Origin of the sequence: Exiguobacterium sp. UBA5002 (assembly GCF_002396765.1) — a bacterium.
GTDB lineage: Bacteria > Bacillota > Bacilli > Exiguobacteriales > Exiguobacteriaceae > Exiguobacterium_A.
The window spans coordinates 5,109-27,819 of the sequence record NZ_DGYQ01000046.1 but is presented as its reverse complement, the minus strand read 5'-3'; the positions used below and the strand labels follow the sequence as shown (position 1 = coordinate 27,819).

Annotated in this window: 19 protein-coding genes; 2 read left to right on the top strand and 17 right to left on the bottom strand. The window is 47.1% G+C overall.

All coding sequences use genetic code 11. From position 1 onward, the window contains the following. Positions 1–130: 130 nt before the first annotated feature. The 5 genes from coaE to B4C70_RS14080 all read right to left on the bottom strand — a co-directional run bounded on the left by coaE (position 131) and on the right by B4C70_RS14080 (position 6,839). Positions 131–736 carry a dephospho-CoA kinase gene (gene coaE, locus B4C70_RS14100; RefSeq protein WP_149427708.1) on the bottom strand — a complete coding sequence of 202 codons (606 nt, stop codon included), beginning with the start codon at positions 734–736 and terminating at the stop codon, positions 131–133. Continuing rightward, complete coding sequence (gene mutM / locus B4C70_RS14095; RefSeq protein WP_290780482.1) at positions 733–1,563, bottom strand: DNA-formamidopyrimidine glycosylase; 831 nt, start codon at positions 1,561–1,563, stop codon at positions 733–735. The genes coaE and mutM overlap by 4 nt, the downstream gene beginning before the upstream one ends. A gap of 16 nt (positions 1,564–1,579) precedes the next feature. After that, positions 1,580–4,177 (bottom strand): DNA polymerase I, encoded by a 2,598-nt coding sequence (polA, locus tag B4C70_RS14090; RefSeq protein WP_223040682.1) that lies wholly within the window; start codon positions 4,175–4,177, stop codon positions 1,580–1,582. Between the two features lie 212 nt (positions 4,178–4,389). Further along, positions 4,390–6,123: a two-component system histidine kinase PnpS gene (gene pnpS, locus B4C70_RS14085; protein WP_290780476.1), complete on the bottom strand. Its 1,734-nt coding sequence runs from the start codon at positions 6,121–6,123 to the stop codon at positions 4,390–4,392. After that, positions 6,120–6,839 (bottom strand): response regulator, encoded by a 720-nt coding sequence (locus B4C70_RS14080; RefSeq protein ID WP_369815309.1) that lies wholly within the window; start codon positions 6,837–6,839, stop codon positions 6,120–6,122. Before B4C70_RS14080 ends, pnpS begins: the two co-directional genes overlap by 4 nt. Positions 6,840–7,050: 211 nt before the next feature. On the opposite strand from B4C70_RS14080, the gene B4C70_RS14075 reads away from it, so the two are divergent. Continuing rightward, the gene (locus tag B4C70_RS14075) at positions 7,051–7,476 is read left to right on the top strand and encodes a divergent PAP2 family protein (protein ID WP_133207611.1); all 426 of its coding nucleotides are present in this window, start codon (positions 7,051–7,053) and stop codon (positions 7,474–7,476) included. A gap of 59 nt (positions 7,477–7,535) precedes the next feature. On the opposite strand, the gene B4C70_RS14070 is transcribed toward B4C70_RS14075, so the two are convergent. From B4C70_RS14070 to dnaE, 11 genes are all read right to left on the bottom strand, one after another. Then, positions 7,536–8,675, bottom strand: coding sequence for a zinc-dependent alcohol dehydrogenase (locus tag B4C70_RS14070; RefSeq protein ID WP_035396552.1), 1,140 nt, complete (start codon positions 8,673–8,675; stop codon positions 7,536–7,538). A gap of 456 nt (positions 8,676–9,131) precedes the next feature. Next, the gene (gene mdh / locus B4C70_RS14065; protein WP_290780473.1) at positions 9,132–10,070 is read right to left on the bottom strand and encodes a malate dehydrogenase; all 939 of its coding nucleotides are present in this window, start codon (positions 10,068–10,070) and stop codon (positions 9,132–9,134) included. A 22-nt stretch (positions 10,071–10,092) separates the two neighbouring features. After that, positions 10,093–11,367 carry an NADP-dependent isocitrate dehydrogenase gene (gene icd, locus B4C70_RS14060; protein ID WP_149427711.1) on the bottom strand — a complete coding sequence of 425 codons (1,275 nt, stop codon included), beginning with the start codon at positions 11,365–11,367 and terminating at the stop codon, positions 10,093–10,095. 71 nt (positions 11,368–11,438) lie between these two features. Beyond that, on the bottom strand, positions 11,439–12,551 hold the full coding sequence (gene citZ, locus B4C70_RS14055) for a citrate synthase (RefSeq protein WP_053454034.1): 1,113 nt from the start codon (positions 12,549–12,551) through the stop codon (positions 11,439–11,441). Between the two features lie 218 nt (positions 12,552–12,769). Continuing rightward, positions 12,770–13,240 carry a DUF441 domain-containing protein gene (locus B4C70_RS14050; protein ID WP_023469036.1) on the bottom strand — a complete coding sequence of 157 codons (471 nt, stop codon included), beginning with the start codon at positions 13,238–13,240 and terminating at the stop codon, positions 12,770–12,772. Between the two features lie 59 nt (positions 13,241–13,299). After that, positions 13,300–15,048: a pyruvate kinase gene (pyk, locus tag B4C70_RS14045; RefSeq protein WP_290780468.1), complete on the bottom strand. Its 1,749-nt coding sequence runs from the start codon at positions 15,046–15,048 to the stop codon at positions 13,300–13,302. A 65-nt stretch (positions 15,049–15,113) separates the two neighbouring features. Next, positions 15,114–16,082 carry a 6-phosphofructokinase gene (gene pfkA / locus B4C70_RS14040; RefSeq protein WP_029342336.1) on the bottom strand — a complete coding sequence of 323 codons (969 nt, stop codon included), beginning with the start codon at positions 16,080–16,082 and terminating at the stop codon, positions 15,114–15,116. Between the two features lie 147 nt (positions 16,083–16,229). Further along, complete coding sequence (gene accA, locus B4C70_RS14035; protein ID WP_023469039.1) at positions 16,230–17,165, bottom strand: acetyl-CoA carboxylase carboxyl transferase subunit alpha; 936 nt, start codon at positions 17,163–17,165, stop codon at positions 16,230–16,232. Continuing rightward, the gene (gene accD, locus B4C70_RS14030) at positions 17,152–18,012 is read right to left on the bottom strand and encodes an acetyl-CoA carboxylase, carboxyltransferase subunit beta (protein ID WP_023469040.1); all 861 of its coding nucleotides are present in this window, start codon (positions 18,010–18,012) and stop codon (positions 17,152–17,154) included. The genes accA and accD overlap by 14 nt, the downstream gene beginning before the upstream one ends. 21 nt (positions 18,013–18,033) lie before the next feature. Next, positions 18,034–18,552 carry a FadR/GntR family transcriptional regulator gene (locus B4C70_RS14025; RefSeq protein ID WP_290780463.1) on the bottom strand — a complete coding sequence of 173 codons (519 nt, stop codon included), beginning with the start codon at positions 18,550–18,552 and terminating at the stop codon, positions 18,034–18,036. 102 nt (positions 18,553–18,654) lie between these two features. Next, positions 18,655–21,816, bottom strand: coding sequence for a DNA polymerase III subunit alpha (dnaE, locus tag B4C70_RS14020; protein ID WP_290780460.1), 3,162 nt, complete (start codon positions 21,814–21,816; stop codon positions 18,655–18,657). A 146-nt stretch (positions 21,817–21,962) separates the two neighbouring features. On the opposite strand from dnaE, the gene B4C70_RS14015 reads away from it, so the two are divergent. After that, positions 21,963–22,157, top strand: coding sequence for a hypothetical protein (locus B4C70_RS14015; protein ID WP_023469043.1), 195 nt, complete (start codon positions 21,963–21,965; stop codon positions 22,155–22,157). Between the two features lie 65 nt (positions 22,158–22,222). Here the strand turns inward: B4C70_RS14015 and B4C70_RS14010 are convergent. Then, positions 22,223–22,711: DHH family phosphoesterase (locus B4C70_RS14010; protein ID WP_290780456.1), on the bottom strand; the 489-nt coding region annotated here is incomplete at its 5' end.

Genomic DNA, 22,711 nt, shown 5'->3' with positions numbered 1-22,711 from the left:
GCGGATCCCCCTTCAATGTGACGGATGTAGCTCCGTTTACAGATAGAACTATATCATGAAATGTAAGCGATTTCATTATGTTCTCTAAAAAAAGTGAGAGAAGATGGAAACTTCTCTCACTTCACACTTTTCATGTACCACTCTCATGCTTATCGGTGTCATATAATACTAACCATTTATCGATTTGTTGATATAACGAATCAAGACTCCCATCATTGAAGAACACATCATCCGCAAGCTCTTTTTTCTGTTCAATGCTAAGTTGCGAATGAATACGTGCATATGCTTCTTCTTCCGATAGATCATTACGTTGCATCAATCGTCTTAACTGCATGTTTTCCGGACAATAAACGACTACGACACGGTCGAACAGTGTCCGCCAATCGCCTTCAAGTAATAACGGAATATCAAATACAACGAGCGAATGTCCTGAACGTTCATAGGCATCTGCTTCATCAAGCATCTGTCGTCGAATACTTGGGTGCATCAACTGATTCAGCTGTTGTCGTTTTTCGCTATCCTGAAAAATGATTTGTCCAAGTTTTGGACGAACGAGACGTCCTTCCTCGAATGCTTCTGGGAAGGCCATCTTGACCGCCTCATAGGCTCGCCCTCCTGGTTCAATGACTTCTCGCGCAACGAGATCCGCATCGATGACCGCTATTCCTTTTTGCTTCAGATAGCTAGAAACCGTACTTTTACCGGTGGCGATACTGCCCGTCAGACCAACCCTCATAAGGCGACCTGTTGGCACGTCGGACAGAAGTGCGTTCCCCGTCCACCGACTTTGATTTTTTCAATGGCAGTGCCGCAACGGGGACATGGTTCGCCCTTTTGACCGTATACCGCGAGTTGAAGCTGGAACTCACCTTTTCCGGAAGGTGAGACATAACTTCGGATCGTACTTCCCCCTGCTTCTACCGCTTGTCGTAAGACGTCGACACCGGCTTGATGGATGCGTGAAATATCATCAAGCGTCAAGGCACCAGCCTTCGTCAACGGATGGACACGTGCCGTATGAAGGGTCTCATCGACATAGATGTTACCGAGACCAAGGAAGATGGATTGGTCGAGCAATGCCGTTTTGATTGGACTTCTTTTTTTACGAATTAAATTCTCCGCTAACACTTCTGCTGTGAACTCCGGATCAAACGGTTCACGCTCCAGCTGTGCCAGTGGAGCAGTCTGCATCGCTGTTTCCTTATCACGCAATTCCATCGTTCCGAACTTCCGGACGTCATTGTAATGCAGCTCCGAACCATCCGTGAATCGGAAGACGACATGAGTATGTTTATCCCGCTCGACCGGTTGCGGATACGGGAAGTACTTCCCTTCCATCCGCAAATGGCTGACGAGATAAAAACGATCAAAATCAAAGAGTAGGAACTTACCGCGACGTTCGACGCGTTCGATCCGTTCTTGATGTAAGGCATCTGCAAATGGTGCCACTTCCATCCCCCGAATCATTTTCGGGTGGTAGACTTTGACGGAAGAGACTGTTTTTCCAGAGACCGAACGTTCTAAACTGCGGCGAACGGTCTCGACTTCAGGTAATTCAGGCACGTCTATTCCTCCTTGCTTACTTCGTTTCGTACCACGTATGTCCTGCGCCCCCATCGACGCGTAGCGGTACGGATAGTTCGACGGTCTGCTCCATCGCTTGTTTGACAAGCGCTTGTAGCGCATCGAGTTCTTCGTCTGGTGCTTCAAAAATCAATTCATCGTGTACTTGTAGTAACAAACGTGCTTTCAGATCAGATGCCTGTAAGGCAGCATGTACATCAAGCATCGCTTTTTTAATGATATCCGCAGCCGAACCTTGAATCGGCGTATTGATTGCTGTACGTTCCGCAAAACCACGTAAGTTGAAGTTTTTCGAATTGATATCCGGGATGTTACGGCGCCGGTTCATCAACGTTTCGACGAATCCATTCGCTCGTGCCGTCTCAATCGCGGTATCCATGAACTGTTTGATTTGCGGGAACAGCTCGAAATAACGATCGATGAACGATTGTGCTTCCTTCCGCGTGATGTTCAAGTTTTGTGATAGTCCATAATCGCTGATGCCATAAATGATGCCGAAGTTGACGGCTTTCGCCTGACGCCGCATGTTTCCTGTGACATCCTCTGGTTCGACACCAAAGACACTACTTGCCGTTTGAGTATGGATATCCTCATCATGTAAGAATGCATCGACAAGCGTCTGATCCTGCGACATATCGGCCATGACACGTAATTCGATTTGTGAATAATCGGCAGCATACAGTGACCAGCCTGCCTCACTCGGAACGAAGGCTTTTCGAATCTTCCGTCCTTCTTCGATCCGAATCGGGATATTCTGAAGGTTCGGATTGACCGAACTTAAACGACCTGTCTGGGCAATCGTCTGAGCAAAACGGGTGTGAATCTTTCCGTCTTCCTTAATGACTTTTTGTAAGCCTTCAACATACGTCGACTGTAATTTTTGGAGCTCCCGGTATAACATGATGTGATCGATGACCGGATGCAGCGGACGCAGTTTTTCAAGGACGTCTGCGGCAGTCGAGTAGCCGGTCTTTGTTTTCTTGAAGGCGGGCAATTCGAGTTTTTCAAACAGAATCACACCAAGTTGTTTCGGTGAATTGATATTGAACGACTCACCTGCCGCTTCAAAGACCAACGTCTCAAGTTCCGTTAAACGTCCGGCAAGATCTGCTTGCATCGACTGGAGCGTCGCGACGTCGACACGAATCCCGGTCCACTCCATCTCAGCGAGGACACCTGACAATGGACGCTCTAGTGTTTCATACAGCTCATATTGCTGATTCGCCTTCAACTCTTCCCGGACTTTCGGGAACAATAACTCGATCATCCGTGCCTTTTCTGCAAGATAAGGATGTAATACGTCATCCGCTGGGGCTAGACGTTTGGCTCCCTTACCGAGGACTGCTTCTTCGTTCGGTGCCATCAATGCATAATGACCAGCAATTGAAGCGAGCGTCGTGCCGCCACTTAAGTTCAATAAGTAACCCGCTAATAACAGATCCTCATAACCGTTTAAGGTTAAGCCGTGCTTACGCAACGCGAATGCGACTTGTTTGGCATCAAGACAAATCTTCCGATGTTCCGACTCGATCCATTGGCGGAATGCCGGATCCTCGACGAGCGTTGGGGCAGCAACATAGATCGTGTCAGGCGTTGCGATCGCAAACCCGATGATGTCCTCTTCCATGTAATCCTCTCGCAACTGTTCAGCAAGCAACACCGCATCGGTAACGTCTTCAGGAAGTGAAGTGATCGTCACGACGTTCAACTGCTCTTTATCCTCTTCTTTGACGACAGGGGCGAATCGATTCGTCAACGACTTGAAACCGAGCGACTGGAACAACGAATACGGCACTTGGGTATCAACGTCGCGAATTTGCAAATCATCTAGCGTCGTCTCGAGCGGGACATCGACTTTAATTGTCGCAAGTTCTTTCGATAGTCGTGCTAACTCTTCGTTCGCGATGACTTTTTCCTTCTGCTTCCCTTTTAAGTCTTCAACATGTTCATACAGTCCTTCGACAGAACCATATGCCGAAATCAATTTAACTGCCGTCTTTTCACCAATCCCAGGAATCCCTGGAATATTATCCGACTTATCCCCCATTAACCCTTTCAGGTCAATCATTTGAATCGGCTTTAGACCACCATATGTCTCAGCGAACAGTTCCTCCGTCATGCACTGGACGTCCGTGATTCCACGCTTCGTGATCAAGACTTCGACCTTATCCGTGACAAGTTGAAGTAAATCTTTATCACCTGTGACGATCCGCGTCCGATCCGTCGGCATCGTTCGTGCGAGCGTACCAATCAAATCATCTGCCTCATAGCGATGGAGTTCCATCATTTGAATACCGAGCGCTTCACAGATATCCCGGACGATTGGGAATTGCTCACGTAGTTCGGACGGTGTTTTTTCCCGACTCCCTTTATACTCCTGATAGACATCATGACGGAACGTTTCACTCGAAGCATCGAAGGCAACGAGCATGTGTGTCGGTTGTTCTTCCTCGAGCAACTTCAATAACATCATCGTAAAGCCATAAGCTGCGTTCGTATTTCGTCCTTGCGCATCCGTCATTGGTGGTAAGGCGAAAAACGCCCGATAGGTCAACGAGTTCCCATCAATCAATAGCAATTTATTTTCCATCATCTACGCCCCTTTAATCGATTTTCTGTTCCTATTGTATCACTCTACACACATTTGTTCGCTAAAAATGACCAAAAAAAGACGATTGACTCACGGGGAGTCAATCGCCAAGGGCATGACGACATGGGAGCTGATCCAGTCGCCATACAGATGATGAAGAAGGTACTTTCATCATAAGATACGTCTATTAAGGAAATGTGAATCCACTGTGAAATTCAGCCATGTTTTGGTAAACGAATCGTAAATGTCGTCCCTTTCTGCTCTTCTGAAGCGACTTCGATTTCACCATGATGAAGGTCGACGATGTGTTTAACGATAGCTAGTCCGAGACCCGTTCCCCCAGAATTGCGGCTTCTTGCCTTATCGACGCGATAGAAACGTTCGAAGATCCGTTGGGTTTCTTTCGGATGAATGCCAATTCCATCATCTTTGATGATGAGCTGGACAGACTCTTCCCCATCCTCGAGCTGAATCCAGACGTTGCCACCATTTGGCGTATAATTCAACGCATTCGCGACCAAGTTGACGACGACCTGTTTCAATCGATTCAAATCTGCCCGAATAAAGACTTCCTCTTCCGTTTCGATATGAATCGTCATCTCTTTTTCTGTTGCTCGTCGGTCCAGGAGTGCTGCCGTTTCCCGAACGAGACTTGTCACATCAACGATTGCTGTCTCGAGTTGATAATTATCCTGTTCAAGACGAGAGAGTTCAAGCAAGTCTTCCACCAATGTCTGCATCCGTTCCGATTCGTCATGAATGATCCGTAAAAATTGTTCTCGGATTTCCGGAACCTCTTGCGCACCATCGAGTAACGTTTCCGCAAACCCTTTGATGGACGTCAACGGTGTCTTTAATTCATGGCTGACATTCGCGACGAAGTCTTTACGCATTTGTTCTAGTTTTTTGATTTCCGTGATGTCGTTAAAGACGACGGTCGTTCCCTGCACGCGACCGTTCTTATCGAAAATCGGAGCGGCACTGACCATGAACGTCCGACTATTGATGCCGAATCGCACACTCGACTGCTTTCGATTTGGTTTTTCCGTCAGATAGACATCTTCAATCACCTGGCTCATCTTTTCGTTTGGAAGTACACGATAGTACAGCTTCCCGCTAGACGGTTCATGAATGTTGAACATTTCCCGATACGTCCGGTTGACGAGCAGGACATAGCCTTTTTCATCAATCAACATGAGACCGGCTCCCATGTACTCGATCAAGGATTCAAGACGCGCCCGTTGCATCGCTTCACCAGACGATGCGTTCTCGAGATTGCGCGCTAGTAGATTGATGGAGCGCCCTAAGTCGCGTGATTCGTCGGGTGCCGACAACTCATAGACGCGTGACTTGTAATTTCCATGCGACAGTTCGTGCAGGACATCAGTTGCCTCCGCGATCGGTCGAAGGAATCGTTTCGTCGACCGATAAATCGTCAAGAATATAACCAATAACGACGCAACGAGAGAAAGGATGATGACCGTCCAAATCCGTGAATAAATGACGTTTAAGTCTTTTGCGTAACGAATGAAACTGACGTACACCTCGCCACCATCCGCTGTCGGAACAGGCTTCGTGAATTGGACGACACTGTCATCTGTTTTCGATTCAAACGTCCCCTCATCAGGAATCGCTGAAAAATTAAGAGTCGCGACTTTTAGTTTCGTCACATCAACCGGTGTACCAGCAATGATCTCACCCCGACCATTGAATAAAATCATGTCGAAGTTCGATTCAGCGTACAATTGATTTACGTACTGGGCCATCTCCGAAACATCGCGTCCTTGTAAGATTGTCTCGACAAGAGAAGTCTCATCCATCAATTTTTCTTTTTCATTTTGGACATAGAACTCTTTGAAGGATTGTCCAAGTAAGAAACCGAGTGCAATCAGCACGAGACTGATGAACGAAAAAATTTTAAAGATGAACCGCTTGCGATACTTACTCATTCCGGTTTCGGCTCCTCCATCTTATACCCGAGACCACGAATCGTTTTGATATAAATCGGTTTTTTCGTATTCGGCTCGATTTTTTCACGAACATGACTAATGTGCACATCCACGATTCGTGTATCGCCGACGAAATCATAGTTCCAGATTGCGGATAACAGTTGATCTCGTGTCAGGACACGTCCCTTATTTTTAGCAAGATATACGAGCAATTCGAATTCTTTAGGTGTCAGTTCAAGACGCTCTTCTGCTTTGAAAGCTTCGTAGTTATCTGGAACGATCTTGACATCACCAATCAGAATCGTCCCATCCGTCACTTCTTCCGAAGGTGTTGTCTGATGACTCATTCGTCGTAAAATTGCTTTCACACGGGCGACGACTTCACGTGGGCTAAATGGTTTTGTCAGATAATCGTCCGCACCGAGTTCAAGACCAAGGACTTTATCGAACTCATCATCCTTTGCCGTCAGCATCAAGATCGGCGTATTGATTTTCTGTTGGCGTAGCCGTTTACATACTTCAAGACCGTCGAGTTCCGGCAACATGAGATCCAGTACGATCAGTGCGGCATCTTGTTTTTCCGCTAATTTTAAACCTGACATCCCATCATGTGCCGTTTCGACGATGAAACCAGCCTGTTCTAGATTAAACTTCAATAGTGTTGCAATCGACAATTCATCATCTACCACGATAATTTTATCTTTCAAACCTTGCATCCCCCTCAAGTTTCGTTCTTTCGAATGAGGAATTCCGTGGAATCCGCTTCGTCTGTCTTCATCTTACCGACTTTCACAGGAAAATCACAAATCTTTCTGCTGTTTCTTTACACAATCTTTAAAGGAGATGCCGAATCTAACTAGATCGTTCGTGTAAAAGCTAATAAAACGGGGAAACAATACATATCGTTAATTGTAGGAGGTAGAATGTATGGAATGGAACCATCCCCTTTTTGCAGCCATCACAGCGTGGTTCATCGCTCAAGCAGCGAAGCTTGTCACGAGTTTGGTTCGGACACGAAAGTTCGACCTGGAAATCATGTTTGCTTCCGGTGGTATGCCTAGTTCACATAGTTCGACTGTCGTCGCCTTAGCCGTTGTCATCGGTTTTCAGGAGGGCTTCTCGTCTTCGATTTTTGCACTGGCTGTCATCTTTGCGACAATCATCATGTATGATGCGACCGGTGTCAGACAAGCAGTCGGTGTTCAGGCAAAACTACTCAATGATTATTTCAAAGGAATTCGCCATGAGACTCCTCTCCTGAATGAGCTCGTCGGTCATACCGAATTTCAGGTGTTCGTCGGTCTGTTACTCGGACTAGCCGTCGGTATTCTGTGGCCCGTCTTCTTCTTTTAATCCTATGATGTACAACAGCCCATCCAAAAATCGGATGGGCTGTTTGAGTATGATATAGCTTATGGTTTCAAGACGACCTTGATACATCCATCTGTCCGATCATTAAATGTCTGATAGGCAGAAGCAGCATCATCAAGTGCCACTCGGTGTGTCACGATATCCGTCGGATCAAATTCTTGATTGATGATTTTCTGGAACAGTTCCGGCATCAAATGAACGACTGGTGCTTGTCCCATTTTCAGCGTAATATTTCGGGTAAAGAAATCGCCAAGCGGAAACTGATTATATTTTTTAGCGTAGACGCCTGTCAACTGCACAGTACCAAATTTCCGGACAGCGTCCTTTGCAATGTCAATGGCACTCAACGTTCCACCTTGCAGACCAATCTTTTGTTCAATTTTTTCTACAGGGGACATCTTCCCATCAAAACCGACGCAATCAATTACGACGTCTGCTCCACCTTGTGTTAGCTCTTTAATATACGCACCACTTTCTGCGTGATCCGAGAAATTTACTGTCTCGACTTTATTCGTGACTTTAGCATGATTTAATCGATACACTTGATCATCCACCGCAATGACCCGTTTCGCACCTTGCATCCATGCGAATTTTTGTGTCATTAGTCCAACTGGTCCTGATCCGAGTACGACGACTGTATCTCCTTTTTTCACACCCGCATGCAGGACACTCCAATACGCCGTAGGTAAAACGTCAGATAAGAACAATAATGCCTCATCTTCTAATTCGCATGATTCAGGAATCACGAGTGGCATGAAATTCCCGAACGGAACTTTTAAATATTCCGCCTGACCACCGGGATGTCCACCAAACTCTTCTGTAAAACCGAAGTACCCACCTGTATCGACATGGGGATTTCCGTTCGAGTTATCACATTGACTCTCCATATCATGTTCACAAAAGAAACAGTGACCACAAGCAACATTAAACGGTAACACGACGCGGTCGCCACGCTTGACCTTCGTCACACCTGGTCCAACCTCTTCAACGATGCCCATCGGTTCATGACCAATGACATAATCTTTGTGAGCCGGCATATTTCCTTGATAGATGTGTAAATCTGATCCACAAATGGCAGTCGATGTGATTTTGACGATGATATCATCGTTTTTATCAATCGATGGATCCTGGACTTGTTTGACTTGAACATCTTTTGCTCCTTGGTACGTTACGGCGCGCATGTGGCATCCCCCTTAGTGGAATAAAATGACGTACCTTTGTCCTTACCCTAATACAATCATCTTTTCTACATGTTTATTAAAATTGGAACTTTTCGCCTATATGTATCGTATGTTGTGAAAAACACACTTTACACAATAAACCTATGAATGAAAGGAGGCACTCACGTGGCACGATGCACCGTTTGTCGTCAATCCTGGTCTGCTCGAACAATCTATCATTTAATCTGGTCTGCTCACGGACTGCCCTGTCCACATTGTCAAAACTCACAACACCTACATATGGAACACCAAGGTTACTTCCTTCGAATCGGATACTTGATTCCTTGGCTGACGTTTCTTCTTATACTGGTCTGCCCTTGGTATGCCAAGTTATCGCACTATGCTTCTCCTCATCGATTATGACGAGATGAAAAAAGACGAGCTTGTCGAAAGTGACAAGTTCGTCTTTTTTTAGAATCAAGATTTTAATAAGTCGAGTACAGAGCGGACTGTAGAGGCAGAGCGATTCAAAGCCTCTTGCTCCTCAGTCGTCAGTTCGAATTCATAGACATGCTCGACACCGTTTCCGCCAAGAATGACCGGTACACCGAAATACATATCGTCATATCCATATTCGCCTTCGAGATAAGCAATGGCAGGTAGAATACGTCGCTGGTCCTTCAAGATCGCCTCGACCATCTCAGCAATTGCTGCTGCCGGTGCGTAGTAAGCGGAACCGTTTCCGAGTAACTGAACGATTTCACCGCCGCCTTTACGTGTTCGGTCAACGATCGCATCTAACCGCTCCTTGGATATCAGTTTCTCGATTGGAATGCCTCCCGCCTGCGAATAGCGCAGTAGTGGCACCATGTCATCCCCGTGTCCGCCGAGTACGAATCCCGATACATCCTTTACAGAAACGTTCAGTTCCTCTGCTAAGAATGTCCGGAAGCGTGCTGTGTCGAGGACACCGGATTGACCGATGACACGCTCTTTCGGAAAACCAGATGCTTGATAGACCGTATACGTCATCGCATCGACCGGATTCGTCAAAACGATGATGATCGATTCCGGTGCATGCGCAACGATTTCCTTCGTCACAGCTGTCATGACGGCAGCATTCGTACTCACGAGGTCTTCGCGGCTCATACCCGGCTTCCGAGCGATACCGGCAGTGATGACGACGATATCCGCACCGTTGATGTCGGCATAGTTCGATGTCCCTTTTACTGAAGCATCAAACCCGAGGATCGGCGCTGCCTCTTGCATATCGAGCGCCTTTCCTTTCGTCGGATTCTCTTGCTCGGGTCGGTCGACGAGGACGACATCTCCTAGTTCTCGCTGAGCAAGATAGAGTGCTGTCGTTGCGCCCGTAAAGCCACTTCCTATGACTGCGATCTTCTTCCGTCTGTTCATCGACTCATTCCTCCTGATCGGATTACATGTTTTTGATGAGTTCGTCCGCGAATTCAGAACACTTCACTTCAGTCGCACCATCCATGAGACGTGCGAAGTCGTACGTGACGACTTTCGATTCAATCGATGTTTCCATCGATTTGATGATGAGATCTGCCGCTTCGTTCCAGCCGAGGTGACGGAACATCATTTCGCCTGACAAGATGACAGACGATGGGTTGACTTTATCAAGTCCAGCGTATTTCGGTGCTGTACCGTGAGTAGCTTCAAAGATCGCATGACCTGTCATGTAGTTGATGTTTGCTCCAGGTGCGATTCCAATACCACCGACTTGTGCTGCAAGTGCATCCGAGATGTAGTCACCGTTCAAGTTCATTGTCGCAACGACATCGAACTCTTTTGGACGAGTCAAGATTTGTTGTAAGAAGATATCAGCGATTGAGTCTTTCACGATCAACTTACCAGCAGCTTCTGCGTCTGCTTGTGCTTTATTCGCAGCATCTGTTCCTTCTTCTTCCTTGATGCGATCGTACTGGTTCCAAGTGAAGACGTGCTCTGCGTATTCACGCTCAGCAAGTTCATAGCCCCAGTTTTTGAAAGCACCCTCAGTGAACTTCATGATGTTTCCTTTATGAACGAGCGTCAATGAAGCACGTTTGTTTTCGAGTGCATATTCGATTGCTGCACGAACAAGGCGTTCTGTTCCCTCTTTTGAAATCGGTTTGATTCCAAGACCAGATGTCTCAGGGAAGCGGATTTTATTGACACCCATTTCGTTTTGAAGGAACTGGAGCAGTTTTGCAGCGCCTTCGCTGCCTTCTGCGTATTCGATTCCTGCGTAGATGTCTTCAGTATTTTCACGGAAGATGACCATGTCTGTATCTTCTGGGCGTTTAACCGGTGAAGGAACACCTGTGAAGTAACGAACTGGACGAAGACATGTGTACAAATCAAGCTCTTGACGTAGAGCAACGTTCAACGAACGGATTCCGCCGCCAACTGGTGTCGTCAGTGGTCCTTTGATTGCGATGATGTGCTCACGGATGAGATCGAGTGTCTCTTCTGGTAACCAGTTGCCTGTTTTGTTGAATGCTTTTTCACCAGCGTAGACTTCTTTCCATTCGATTTTCTTCTCACCGTTGTATGCTTTTTCAACTGCTGCATCAAACACACGTACAGCTGCGTTCCAGATGTCAGGTCCTGTTCCGTCACCAATGATGAACGGAATGATTGGAGCGTTTGGAACTTGAAGTGTACCGTTAGTTACTGTGATGTTTTCGCCTTGAAGTGTAGCCATGTCTAAAAATCCCCCTTAAGTAATTGTAATCTACATCAAAAATCAGGAGAGGATTGTTCCTCCCCGTCCTTTTAACGTTCTTCGATGGACACGTATGTCCGGTGCGTTTCACCCGTGTAGTCTGCACGCGGGCGAATCAGACGGTTATCGCTATACTGCTCTAAAATGTGCGCCAACCAACCTGACATCCGACTTACTGCAAAGATTGGAGTGAATAGTTCTGTATCAAGTCCAAGTGCATGGTACGTAGAAGCGGAATAAAAATCAACATTTGGTTTCAATCCTTTTTCCGATTGGACGATTTCGTCGATCTTAACTGACATCTCATACCATTTCGGCTCCCCGATTTGAGCAGTCAGCTGACGACTCATTTCTTGAAGATGCTTCGCACGTGGGTCGCCGTCCTTGTAGACTCGGTGACCGAAGCCCATGATTTTTTGCTTGTTCTCAAGTTTATTATGAACATACTCGTCAACCTTTTCAACCGAATCAATTTCTAACAACATCTTCATGACGGCTTCGTTCGCTCCACCGTGAAGTGGTCCTTTTAATGCGCCCATCGCTGCCGTCACACCTGAGTAGACATCAGAGAGTGTCGCGACACACACGCGTGCTGTGAACGTCGAAGCGTTCAACTCGTGGTCAGCGTGAAGAACGAGCGCTTGGTTAAAGGCTTTTTCTGCAACTTCCGTTGGCTCTTCACCCGTCAACATGAACAAGAAATTTCCTGCGTATGAAAGACCTGTTTTAGGTGCGATCGGCTCTTGTCCTTTTTTGATACGAGCGTAAGCTGTGACGAGTGTTGCGATTTGTGCCTGTAATTTGATGGCTTTAGCGTAATTCGCCTCAGTCGACATATCTTCCGATGTCTCATCGTAAAGCGCGAGTTGAGAGAGCGCTGTTCGAATCGTCGCCATCGCATTCGCCGACTTCGGTGCTGCCTTCATCGTTTCAAGAACGGCAGTCGCAACCGTTGCTTCGGAAATAAGTGCTTCCGATAGTTGCTTCAATTCCTCTTCTTTTGGTAGACGGTCGTTCCACAACAAGAAGACGACTTCCTCAAATGAGGCGTGCTCCGCCAAATCATCAATCGTATAACCGCCATACGTCAACTGACCATCGATGATCGAACTGATTTTCGATGAAGTCGCGACGATTCCTTCTAAACCTTTAGTTTGCGTCATGACAATAATCCCCCTTTTTTTCCCCAGAAAATTAAAACGCTTTCATTTCCGTATTGAAAAAAAGACGTCCACTCAAGAGTCGTTCCCCATGTTTGTAGCGCTGTACTCTTGAATAGACCATCTTGTTTCTGTTCTTAGTATAAACAAAAATACCCAAAAAGTGAATGAACTTGCATACTATTATCAAAAAATTAATTCAGTTACTTTGCTGATTCAGCTCATCCTGTGAACGCTTTTGCGATGACATCCCACATTCCGATGACGAGCGCCGCGATTCCAGCACCAATCAATGGTCCGACCGGTACCCCACGGAAAAGTCCTACTGCAAGAATCGTTCCAGCTAGCAAGGCTGTCGTCACGAGTGGATCTTCTTTCATCAGTCCAACACCGTGTGCCGCGACGATTGCAACAAAAATTCCTGATAAAAATGAGATGATGCCGATATGTCCCCGAATACTTTGGAGCAACTCCTTAAATCCGATATCCCCTGCTGCAATCGGTACGAGGATCGCTGCCGTGATCAATGTGACGCCCCACGTGATTCCTTTTGCCTGCAAGGAAGGAAACAGTCTACCATCCAGCCCGATTGCCTTGATGATCAGCAGGAAGGCTGCAGCAATGATTAATGATTTATTTTGTGCGATGACCCCGATGAAGACGAGGGCAATCAAAAAAAGATAAGCTTCCATACGTCCTCCTCATACAAAAAAAGACGGACATGACCTAAGTCACGTCCGTCATGAATGGATTATGCGTTATATAGTTTACCTGTCAATGGATCGATTGAGATCATTTGACCGTCTTTGAAGACTGTCAATGCATCTTCGACACCAACGATGACTGGTTTACCGAGTGATGGTCCAACGATTCCAGCATGGCTTGTCAATCCGCCATCAACTGTGATCATCGCTGCAGCCATCTCGATTGCAGGCATCATGTCACGATCAGTTGAGTTCGTAACGAGGATCATGCCTGGCTTCGCTTTCGCGTTTGCTTCTTCTGCGTTGTTTGCGATGACGACTTCGCCAACGACTCCACGCTCACCGATTCCACGACCGTTTGCGATCTCTTTACCGACGATGTGGATTTTCAACATGTTCGTTGTACCAGCAGTCAAAGCAGGGATACCTGCTGAGATGACGACGAGATCACCATCTGTGACGAAACCAGCGTCTTTTGCTGTGTCCGCAGCAAGTGTCAACATGTCATCCGTGTTGTCTGAAAGATGATCAACGACGATTGGGTACACGCCCCATACGATGTTCAACTGACGTGCGACACGTGCGCTTGGTGTAACAGCGACGATGTTTGGCTCTGGACGGTATTTCGAGATACGTGCAGCCGTGTAACCCGATTGTGTCGGTGTCAAGATTGCTTTTGCGTCCAAGTTGATTGCAGTGTGCGTAACCGCTTGAGCGATTGCATCCGTCACTGTGTGCTCACTACGTGTCTGACGATCTTTCAACAAGAGCTTGTAGTCGAGCGTTTTTTCTGTACGTTTTGCGATCGAGTGCATCATTTGGACAGATTCGATTGGGTAGTCCCCTGCTGCTGTCTCACCTGAAAGCATGATTGCATCCGTACCATCAAGAATCGCGTTCGCGACGTCTGATGCTTCAGCACGTGTTGGACGTGGGAAACGTTGCATCGAGTCAAGCATTTGTGTTGCTGTAATGACTGGTTTACCGAAGTCGTTACAAAGCTTGATTAAGTCTTTTTGAGTTGGTGTGACTTCTTCCGTTGGAATCTCGATACCGAGGTCACCACGCGCTACCATCAAACCGTCCGAAATCGCAAGGATTTCTTCGATGTTATCGACACCTTCTTGGTTCTCGATTTTTGGGAAGATTTTGATGTGGCTCGCGTTGTTTTTCTCAAGCAATTGACGAATCGCAACGACGTCTGACGCACGGCGTACGAAAGATGCCGCGATCAAATCGATATCGCTCTTGATACCGAACTCGATATCCGCAATATCTTTTTCTGTCAAAGCAGGAAGGTTAACCTTTACGTTTGGCAAGTTAACGCCTTTTTTCGTCTTGATGACACCTTCGTTTTCGATTGAACAACGAAGCTCACGGTTCGGAAGTTTTTCAGTGACACGAAGACCGATGAGACCGTCATCAAGCATGATCATCGAACCAACTTCGACGTCATCATAGAGTCCTTCATACGTGACTGAGAATTTATCTTTCGTTCCGACGATTTCGTTTGCGTCTCCGCTAACGATGATGACTTCTTGACCACGTTCGAGAAGCGATTTTCCTTCTTCAAACGAATGTGTCCGGATTTCTGGTCCTTTCGTATCAAGAAGAATCGTAACAATTTTGTTTGCTTCTTTCGCTGCGCGGCGGATATCCGTGATACGTGCGCCGTGTTCTTCATAATCGCCGTGTGAGAAGTTCAAACGAGCGACGTTCATTCCTGCTTCAATCATTTCTGGAAGACGTTTTTCTGACGCCGGTCCAATCGTACATACAATTTTAGTTCTACGCATATTCCATAAACCTCCTACGGTGTTTGGCCAAGTTCTCTTGTCCATTCCAATCCTATCGACGTTCGTTAAATCGAAAGCTGTTTTGAAAGCTCGAGAATATCAAGATCCAGCTCATGTTTATTTTCGTCGAGTGCCTCATCGATATCGAGATCGATCATCTTACCACCACGTACACCTACGACACGTCCTTGTTTTCCTTGAAGTAGGATTTCGATGGCATGCGCTCCCATCCGACTTGCAAGTACACGGTCCGCTGCCGTTGGTGCTCCACCACGTTGAACGTGACCAAGAACCGTGACGCGTGTATCGAGACCTGTTTCTTTTGCGATCGCGTCTCCCACGTCCTGGGCACGGCCTGCACCTTCAGCGACGATGACGATTGAGTGTTTCTTACCGCGATTGACACCACTTTGAATGCGATCGAGGACTTCTTTTAAATCTTCAGGACGCTCGGGAACAAGAATCGATTCTGCTCCACCAGCAAGTCCTGCATATAATGCGATATCACCCGCATCGCGTCCCATGACTTCAATGACATACGTCCGCTCATGCGACGATGCCGTATCACGGATTTTATCGATCGCTTCAAGCGCCGTGTTGAGCGCTGTATCAAAACCGATCGTATAGTCCGTTCCAGGAATATCGTTATCGATCGTACCTGGAAGTCCAATTGTCGGGAAGCCAAGTCCCGTCAATTTTTGGGCACCACGATACGACCCGTCTCCGCCTACGACGACGAGTGCATCAATTTCAAATTTCTTAAGATTGACAACCGCTTTTGCTCGTCCTTCTTCTGTACGGAACTCAGGGCAACGTGCTGAACGTAGGAACGTTCCACCTCGTTGAATGATGTCACCGACTGACCCAAGGTTCAACTGGACGATGTCCCCGTTGATTAATCCTTGATAACCGTTATAGACACCAAATACTTCTAAGCCATGAAAAATCGCTTTACGCGTGACAGCACGCACCGCGGCATTCATACCTGGTGCATCGCCGCCACTCGTTAAGACAGCAATCCGTTTTAAACTCACGTTAATCACCTCTCCATTAATCTGAATCTAAAATAGCACGTTGTTTTCTTGTTTTACAACAGGGCAGATTGCATAAACTTTCACTTGTTTTTTCATTACCGATTCCGGAAATGAGGAATATCAATCATGATAGCGATTACATGGTGCTTATGTGCCAATTTGGTGATATTTTTCGGTCCGCTGATCAATGAGCTCTTCCTTGGTCAGGTGAACCAATGATTCGAGCTTCTGTACCAATACAGTTTTTAATTTATCCGCCTGTAATGACACATCGAGATGCGCCCCTCCGACGACTTCTGGAATGATGGCATCCGCGATCCCGAGTCGTAATAAATCAGGTGCTGTGATCTTCATCGATTCTGCCGCTTTCTCCGCAAGACTTGCATCTTTCCATAACAATGCTGCAGCACCTTCGGGAGAGATGACCGAATACGTTGAATTCTCGAGCATCAAGAGTTGATCACACACTCCGATTCCTAAAGCACCACCTGATCCACCTTCACCGATGACGATTGAGATGATTGGAACCGTCATACCAGCCATCTCAAACAGGTTTTTCGCGATGGCCTCACTCTGACCACGTTCTTCTGCTGCACGTCCTGGGTAAGCCCCTTTTGTGTCGATGAACGTAATGATCGGTCGATTGAATTTCTCTGCTTGTTGCATGAGACGTAGTGCTTTTCGATACCCTTCCGGATGTGGCATCCCGAAATTACGACGAATGTTTTCTTTTGTATCTTTTCCGCGTTGATGACCGATGATCGTCACCGGACGACCATTCAGTGTTCCGATTCCACCGACGATTGCCGCATCATCATATCCATGACGATCGCCATGCAGTTCGATAAAATCTTCACAAATGGATTCAATGTAATCGAGTGTCGTTGGACGTTCTGGATGACGTGCCAATTGAACACGATTCCACGCTTTCATATTCCCGTAAATATCGAGTTCTAACCGATGAAGGCGTTCTTCAAGAAGTTGGAGTTCTTCCTTGAAGTCTAGTCCTTGTGTTTCCGCCATATCATGGAGCTCAAGAATTTTTTCGCGTAACGCGATGACTGGTTGGTCAAATGGTTGCATGGTTCGTTCCCTCCGCATGTAGCTTTAAGATTCGCGTATAGTACGTTTTCAGATCATGTCGTGATACGACATCGTCCAGTTGACCTGCTTGTAATAAGAATTCTGCTGTTTGGAAATCTTCCGGTAGTTTTTCACGTATCGTCTGTTCGATGATCCGTCGACCTGCAAACCCGATCAACGCCCCCGGTTCAGCGATGTTAAAGTCACCGAGCATCGCAAAACTTGCTGATACCCCGCCGGTCGTCGGATGAGTCATACAAGAAATATAAAGTAATCCAGCATCTGAATGCTGTTTTAAGAAGAGACTCGATTTCGCCATCTGCATGAGACTAACCATTCCCTCTTGCATCCGTGCTCCACCTGAAGCGGAGAAAATCGTGACAGGTAGACGATGTTTCGTTGCGTAACGAACCGCTTCAGAAATCGCAGCACCAACCGCTGCACCCATCGAACCCATCCGGAATCGTGCATCCATGACACAAGCGACGAGTGGGTGACCATTCACATTCCCGACGCCACAGACGATCGCTTCCTCAAGACCCGTTCTGACTTGGTCGCCCTTTAATTTTTCCGGGTAATCCTGGAATCCAAGCGGATCCGCTTGAACTGCCGGTAAGTCGAAATACGTCACCGAACCTTCATCGAATAATTGCGTAAAACGTTCTTGCGCGGTCAACGGGTGATGATACCCACATGAACAGACACGTAAGTTCGCCTCCAGTTGTTTCGTATATTGGATTAATTTACATTTCGGACATTTCGTCATTAGGCCTACTGGCACATCGACACGCTGCTCCTTCGAAGTCAGCGTGACGAACTTTTTAGGTTTTCGAAAAAATGCTTGCACGTACAGTTCCCCCTTGTCATCCTATGGGCGGTTCAAGAGTTGTTCCCGTTCCGCCTGCGTATAGAGTTCCCCTTGACCGAAGCTTTTATGGAAGGCATTGACTTGTCGCCAGATTCGTTCAAACAAATCGTTATCGACCGTCTGAATCACCGTCTCACGAAACGCTGCATCGGATGATACGACTGGTGCAAGCACCGAAAGGTCATCCAGCTGCGCGAGCGCTGCTTGCTCAAGCAAGCGGAGCGTTCCTGCCAAGTCTTCGAACTTCGAATCGCCAGTCACTAAGAATTGAGCGATGATTTGAATATAGGTATGATCGTCACGGTTCAATAGAAAGCTTCCGCCTCCATGTCGTGTCTCGACGATCCCTAAATAAGCGAGCGTCCGTAATGCTTCTCGTACGGACGGTCGACTGATGGATAGTCGTTCTGCCAGTTCCCGTTCCGATGGAATACGGTCTCCTGGAACTAATCCATCTTGTTCGATCATCAATTTAATCGCCGCGATATTGGCTTCAAACGCATTTCGTTTCTTCTCCATATCGATACGGCACCACCTTTCTGACCCTTCAGTCGGTTGCTTCAATCGGTAGCATTGGTCAGACCAATTACCCCTTATTATAACAAATCTTATTACCTAGTACTAGTTTGAGCGGGGGACATTTTTCAGGACGACATGATCCTCGCCAAACCGAATACGTAGCCGAGCTAGTAATTCCTCATCATGCTGCACTGCATAAAGCGGCGGTAACGATTTCGTCTCACGTGAATCCGCGTAGCGGACGACGACTGGAATATCGCCTGGTGCCGCTTCAAGCAATTGTTCGAGTGCGGCCAGCTCATTTTTTGATGTTAACTTGACGAATAGCACATCTTGTCCAAGCGGACGGAGACGTTCCAAAATGAACTGACGCTCCCCTTCGCGATCCTGCACCTTTAGTTCAATCAATAAGACGTTCCCTAAATAAAGTGATCGACGGAATCGTTCATATTGATTCGGGAAGACGACGACCTCTTCATTCGAATACCCGTCGACTGCCTGAATGACCGCCATCGTTTGACCGCGTTTCGTCTTGAACTCTCGAATCTGATCAATATAACAGACTAAATAATGTGTTTCCGAACCGACGCTAAGGTCATGAAAATAAGCAGATTCAACCGGAGCTTTCATTGCTGTCGTCAACGGCGAATACGTCAACCAGAATCCAAGCGCTTCCCGTTCTAATCGCGCCCAGTCGGAATCACTTCGTTTCGATGACTTCTGTGCCCGGCGTTTCCCGAGAATTGCCAACTCGTCTGGAAGTAATGTATTCGATGACTCGGTGAAATACTCGAGCACCTCTTGTTCGGCGAGTCCTCGATCGCCGTGCGTCGCTCGGTCTAGCGCACCACTGTATAGTAACAATTCAATTTTTGCGCGCTCCTTTTTGCCCCATCCAACGTGGGTCAATAGATCAGCAATCGTCGCAGTGTGCTTCGATGCTTCCTTTACACGCTCGAACTCTCGCTCGGAAATACCTTTAATCACATGGATACCGAGTCGAATCCCTTTACCTTCTAATGAAGAACGATAATCGGAAATCCAGACATCCGGTGATAGGACAGGGAGACGTCGTTCGCGCATCAATCGGACGAGACGCTCCGGCTGTTCGACCGAGACGAGCAAGAAAATGTGCGGGAAATGCGCTTTGATGTACCCGAGGGCATAACTAATCTTTGAATAGGCGACCGCATGGCTTCGGTTGAATCCATATCCAGCGAATCGCTCAATTTGTTCATAGAGTGATTGTGCGATCGCATCATCGAATCCATTCGATTTTGCTCCTTCGAGAAAACGAACCCGTTCCTGTTCGAGCGAATCCGTACTTTTTTTAGAAATCGCACGTCGTAATAAATCTGCTTGCGCGAGTGTAAATCCAGCTACTCGACGGGTGATTTCCATGACTTGTTCCTGATAGACGATGATGCCATACGTTGGTGCAAGTACGTCTTCTAATACGGGATGCAACATCTGATAAGGTTGACCAGCTTTTCGTTTCGCGTACAGATCAATGAATTTCATTGGTCCCGGACGATAGAGTGACATCGTTGCCACCAAATCTTCGAACCGATTCGGTTTGACTTCGCGTAACGTCTGTTTCATACCTGTCGACTCGAATTGGAAAATATCATCCGTCTCGGCGCGGGCAAAGACTTGGAATGTCGCGCGGTCTTCTTCCGGAATTTGCGTGAGCGTAAAGGATGGCTGTTCTCGTCGAATCAATTCTTCCATCCGACGCAAACGACTGAGATTTCGTAATCCTAACAAGTCAATTTTCAACAATCCTTGACGTTCCAATGCCTGCATCAAAAACTGCGTCACATACCGTTCATTTGGTCCCGTTTCAACGGGTGTCGTCTCGACGAGCTGTTCAGATCCAATGACGACACCAGCCGCGTGAACCGAACGTTGTCGCGGGAGACCCTCGACCGCTTGCGCCAGTTGCAATAGTTGCCGGCGTTTTTCGCTTCCAGAGAACCAGCGATATGTCTGCTTATTTTGTTCGATCCCTTGTAACGTCGTTGATTTTCCAAGCTGTTTGACTGCAGCATCTAACTCATCCTTCGAAAACTCTAGCGTCCGTCCGACGTCTCGCAGAGCGGCTTTGGCACCGAGCGTCGACAATGTACCGATTTGAGCAACGTGGTCTTTTCCGTAACGCATCACGAGATCCTCTAATACTTCTTCGCGTCGTTCATCTTCGATATCGATATCGATATCCGGCATGGAAATCCGCTCGGGGTTCAAGAATCGTTCGAATAGTAATCCATATTTCAATGGATCCACCGTCGTGATCCCAAGCGCATAGCTGACAAGTGATCCAGCTGCTGAGCCTCGACCAGGTCCAACGAAGATGCCTTTCGCTTTCGCACTACGTACGAGTTCTTCAACGATTAAGAAGTAATCAGCAAATCCCGTCTTATCGATGACTGATAGTTCATAAGCGAGACGTTCCCGCGCTTCGTTACTTTCATGACCATGTGCCAGTAACCCTTCCTCAGCACGTTTCCGTAATAACGCATTCGAGTCTTCCGCGATACGTGGCAGTGGACGTTGTTGAAACGGTAATTCCAAGCGTTCAGATGTCGTAGCAAACTGCTCCGCCATCGTAATTTCTCGCTCGGTAAAGTCTTCGAGTAACTCTTCCCGGGTCTTTAAATGCATCAGACGATCTGTCTTTTGGTCTTGGAACGTCGTCGCCTCACCAATCGCACGTATTGCTTGATACGCTGGCGCTTCATCTCGACGAATGTAACGAACAGGATCGACTGGGATGGTCTCAACACCAAGCGCTGCTGCTACTTCGCGGTAACGCGCACGACTCTCTCGTTCGACCGTTGAGCGACTAGAGGTCACGCCCATATATGTACGCGCTCCTTGAACGTGTCCCATCCATTGAACGAAGGAACGACGTAGACGCGTCGCATCTTCAGAGGCTTGACGCAGTGGCACGAGCACCGCGATCAGTGATGAAACTTCAGTCTCCCCTTGTTGACTGGCTAGTCGATACAGTTGACGCAGTCCATCAGAAGAAAAAGCAAACCATAAGATACAAAATTCTTCTTCTTCGATTCGCTGCTCCCATCCGACGATCGGTTGCATATTTCGACGCTGACATGCATCGATGAATGCGGGAACTCCTGTCAATGTCGTTTCACAGATGACCGCTCGTCCGATGTGTCGACGGACTAGTTCATCGAGATAGGGCTCGATTCGAACTAAACTCTGCAATGGACTAAACTGCGTTCGAACATTTATATGCATCTTCCATTCTCCTTTCTCTTCTGATGGATGTTTTTAAAAGTTTTCAGAACATTCATATCTAACTGACTCAAGTACTCGCCATCTGATTTATTATTCGATACAATAAGTATAGAAATATCATGACGGGTACGGAAGGAGCGTTTCTCATGATTTTGAATCGCAGTCAAATCGCACGTGAAAAAGTCGAACAATTAAAGCTCGGTGTTACCGCTTTTACTGAAACGGAAGAAATCGCTGAGAAGATTCGCAAATCTGTCGCTGAACTTCAACTGAATGTCATTGAAGATCACACAGATCGTGGCGTTTGGTTCATTCCGCAAGACGAAACAAAAACGCAATAAGCGTAAAAAGGCTGTTCGCTTCGCTTCCTCAATGAGAGGAGTGAGACCGAGCAGCCTTTTTCCATTTAAAACTGGAAGTTAGCAGCGACCTCGTCCAGACGACGGATGACACGTTCGACCTCACTCAACTGTCCAATCGTTGCACCAGACGCCATCGGATGTCCACCACCATTGAATTCTTTTGCTACTTCATTGATGACGGGACCCTTCGAACGAATCCGGACGCGAACCTCCGTGTCCGTTTCAAGGAACAATGCCCAACACTTCATGCCTTTTAAACCGGCAAAACTATTGACGAGCAACGATGCTTGCTCAACCGTCGCCCCAAACTGCTTCAACGTATCTTGTGTCAATACGACATAACCGACACCTTGATCCGTCAATTGAATATGTTGAAGGACATATCCTTGTAAATGAAGCGCTGCAAGTTCTGTTTCGTACATATTGCGATACAACCAGTCCGTATCGATTCCTGCATCAATCAATTGCGCTGCGACTTCAAATGTTCGTTTCGTCGTGCCACGGAATTGGAAACGTCCTGTGTCACCGACGAT